This window comes from Nonomuraea sp. NPDC046570 (assembly GCF_040645915.1).
GTDB lineage: Bacteria > Actinomycetota > Actinomycetes > Streptosporangiales > Streptosporangiaceae > Nonomuraea.
In genome coordinates, this window is record NZ_JBEYZF010000105.1 from 1 (window position 1) to 2,507 (window position 2,507).

Consider the following 2,507-nt stretch of genomic DNA (forward strand, 5'->3'; position numbering starts at 1 on the left):
GGTGCGTGCGTGACTATGAGCGATTATCCGAGCACCACGAGGCCATGGTCCTGTGGGCGATGATCATCATCATGGGACGGCGGCTCGCGCGATCCTGTGGGGTGCGGAAACTCAGCGGTAGTGGTTGACCTGGGGGTTCGTGGCTCGAGCATGACGAGGTCTGGGGCATCCTGCTGACGGTGTCGTGGTCCTTGCTTTACCTCATCTTCGGACGTGTCGTTCAGCTCCTGGTCCTGCTGGGTCGCGGTGATCGGGCCAAGGCGGCCGAGATCGTGGTGCTTCGTCATCAGGTCGCAGTGCTGCGCCGTCAGGTGAACCGGCCCGATCTCCAGCCGGTGGATCGGGTCGTGCTGGCGGCCTTGTCGCGGTTGCTTCCCCGCTCGTCGTGGGATGGCTTCTTCGTCACCCCGGCGACGTTGCTGCGCTGGCACCGCGCGTTGGTGACGCGCCGGTGGACCTACTGCTCCAAGCGCCCGGGCCGTCCCCCTACCCGTGCGGACATCCGGGAGGCGGTGTTGCGCTTGGCCCGGGAGAATCCCACGTGGGGCTATCAGCGCATCAGCGGCGAACTGGCCGGCGTCGGCCTTCGGGTACCGCCCAGCACCGTACGCGACATCCTCAAGAGAGCCAGGCTCAGTCCGGCTCCACGTCGCACCGGCCCGAGCTGGAGCCGATTCCTCAAGGCGCAGGCTGAGGGCATCTGGGCGTGCGATCTGTTCCACGTCGACACGGTCTTCCTCAAGCGGCTCTATGTTCTGTTCTTCATCGAGCACGCCACTCGCGTCGTCCACGTCGCGGGCGTCACGGCGCGTCCGACCGGAACCTGGGTGGCTCAGCAGGCCCGCAACCTGGTCATGAACCTGGGGGATCGGGCCGAGGGCGTGCGATTCCTGATTCGCGACCGCGACGCGAAATTCACCGCGGTCTTCCGAGGTATTCACCTCACTCGGCGCCCGCGTCATCAAAACACCAGTTCGCGCGCCGCAGGCGAACGCGATCGCCGAGCGCTGGGTCGGCACCGTTCGAAGGGAATGCACCGATCGGCTGCTGATCTACGGTGAAGGCCATCTTCGCCGAGTTCTGCAGGCATACGAACGGCATTACAACCCGCACCGTCCTCATCGCTCACGAGACCGTCGGCCGCCTCAACCACTACATGTCCCGGCTCCACCGACCGATCTCGATCAGATACGCCTGCAACGCCGACAGGTACTCGACGGCCTGATCAACCAGTACCAGCGGGCCGCATAGACGGAGTAGAGATAACCGCAGACCAGAGGCCGCATCCGGGTTTTCGCACCCCACAGGCACAATTGCCGACCAGACTTCCCGGCGCACCTGTAGGCAACCTATCAACCAGCGTCAAGATCGGCGAGAGCGCCGTGCCTATGTTCAGCCTCGGCCTGCCGGTCCGAAACGTCGCACCACGATCCCCAGCGCTCGTCTCTGGCCTGCTTGCCGTCTACGCCCCCTCGGCGAAGGAGGTGAAGTCGATCGCGGGTAGGTCGGGGTCGAAGTCGTCGGGGCGCAGGCGCAGCACGTCAATTGATCTCCGCCCCCAGCTTGGTCGCGGCCACGCTGGTGCCGAGCCCGCCCAGCCGTTTGAGGGTCGGGGTGCCGTTCTTGGCAAACGTCAGGTCCTCGTTGTCGGCGTAGCCCGCGTCCAGATGCTCGGCGGCCTGGCGGTGACGCTGCTTCAGCTCGGCCACGAATTCGGCCGCGCTCTCCGGTAGCCCCGCCTCGGCGCAGTAGGCGGCCAGCAGCGGCCGGCACTCGTCGAAGCTCAGCAGGTGTGAGCTCCAGTCGCCGTACTCGGCGGCCCCGTCCACCGCGATGTCGCCGGTGCGCAGCTCCTCGGCCAGATAGGCGAACACCATCGCCTCAAAGTGCCGTTTGACCAGCATGCCCGGCTGCTTGCGGTCACGGATGGCGCGCTGCCAGTTGGCCGAGGCGAACCGAAGATCCAGCAGGCGGCCATCAGCAGCGCGGGCGGGGATGAAGTCGCGGGTCTTGCTCCAGTAGGTGAGGGCGTGCTGTAGCGCGTCCAGCACGCTGCGGTCGGCCGAGGTCGCCTTGAACCTCAGCACCACGGCCAGCGCGAGCATACCCGGTCGGCCTTGAAGAACTGCTGGATGAGCAGCTCGTGGTTGTCGTGCTGATAGGCCGTCACCTCCTCGATGTCGTCCAGCTGCGCGGCCGCGCCGCCAGCCCGCTCCACCACCTGCCGGACCGACCCCACCCCGGCGGCCTGCATCCGCACCGCCTTGACCAGCACCTCAACTGCGGCCCCGAGACCCGCCCGCTGCTCTGACTTCTCGACGTCCATGCCGACCTCGTTGCCAGCGCCGTTGCCGACGTCGGGGCCAGCCTCGGCGTCTGCCTCGGCCTCCCCGCCCGATCCTCTCAGCGCGGTTGGCGACATAATGATCTTATGGACCTCGACGCGGCAGTGAGCGAGCTCGGCGACCTGTGTGTGAAGCATTTGGGCGATCACGTCGGGAGGCAAC

Annotated in this window: 4 protein-coding genes; 2 read left to right on the forward strand and 2 right to left on the reverse strand. The window is 66.6% G+C overall.

All coding sequences use genetic code 11. The features are described from left to right. Positions 1 to 179: 179 nt before the first annotated feature. Both ABZ911_RS43050 and ABZ911_RS43055 read left to right on the forward strand, forming a co-directional pair. Positions 180 to 1,061: a hypothetical protein gene (locus ABZ911_RS43050; protein ID WP_358070473.1), complete on the forward strand. Its 882-nt coding sequence runs from the start codon at positions 180 to 182 to the stop codon at positions 1,059 to 1,061. Next, positions 997 to 1,251, forward strand: a complete 255-nt coding sequence (locus tag ABZ911_RS43055) for an integrase core domain-containing protein (protein WP_358070481.1) — start codon at positions 997 to 999, stop codon at positions 1,249 to 1,251. The genes ABZ911_RS43050 and ABZ911_RS43055 overlap by 65 nt, the downstream gene beginning before the upstream one ends. 290 nt (positions 1,252 to 1,541) lie before the next feature. Here ABZ911_RS43055 and ABZ911_RS43060 read toward each other — a convergent pair whose 3' ends face one another. After that, complete coding sequence (locus ABZ911_RS43060; RefSeq protein WP_358070476.1) at positions 1,542 to 2,105, reverse strand: hypothetical protein; 564 nt, start codon at positions 2,103 to 2,105, stop codon at positions 1,542 to 1,544. Beyond that, positions 2,081 to 2,507: hypothetical protein (locus ABZ911_RS43065; RefSeq protein ID WP_358070479.1), on the reverse strand; the 427-nt coding region annotated here is incomplete at its 5' end. The genes ABZ911_RS43065 and ABZ911_RS43060, both read right to left, overlap by 25 nt.

Bases quoted from the DNA above. Each gene is read 5' to 3' on its own strand.
- ABZ911_RS43060 (WP_358070476.1), bottom strand. From the start codon at position 2,105: ATGCTCGCGCTGGCCGTGGTGCTGAGGTTCAAGGCGACCTCGGCCGAC.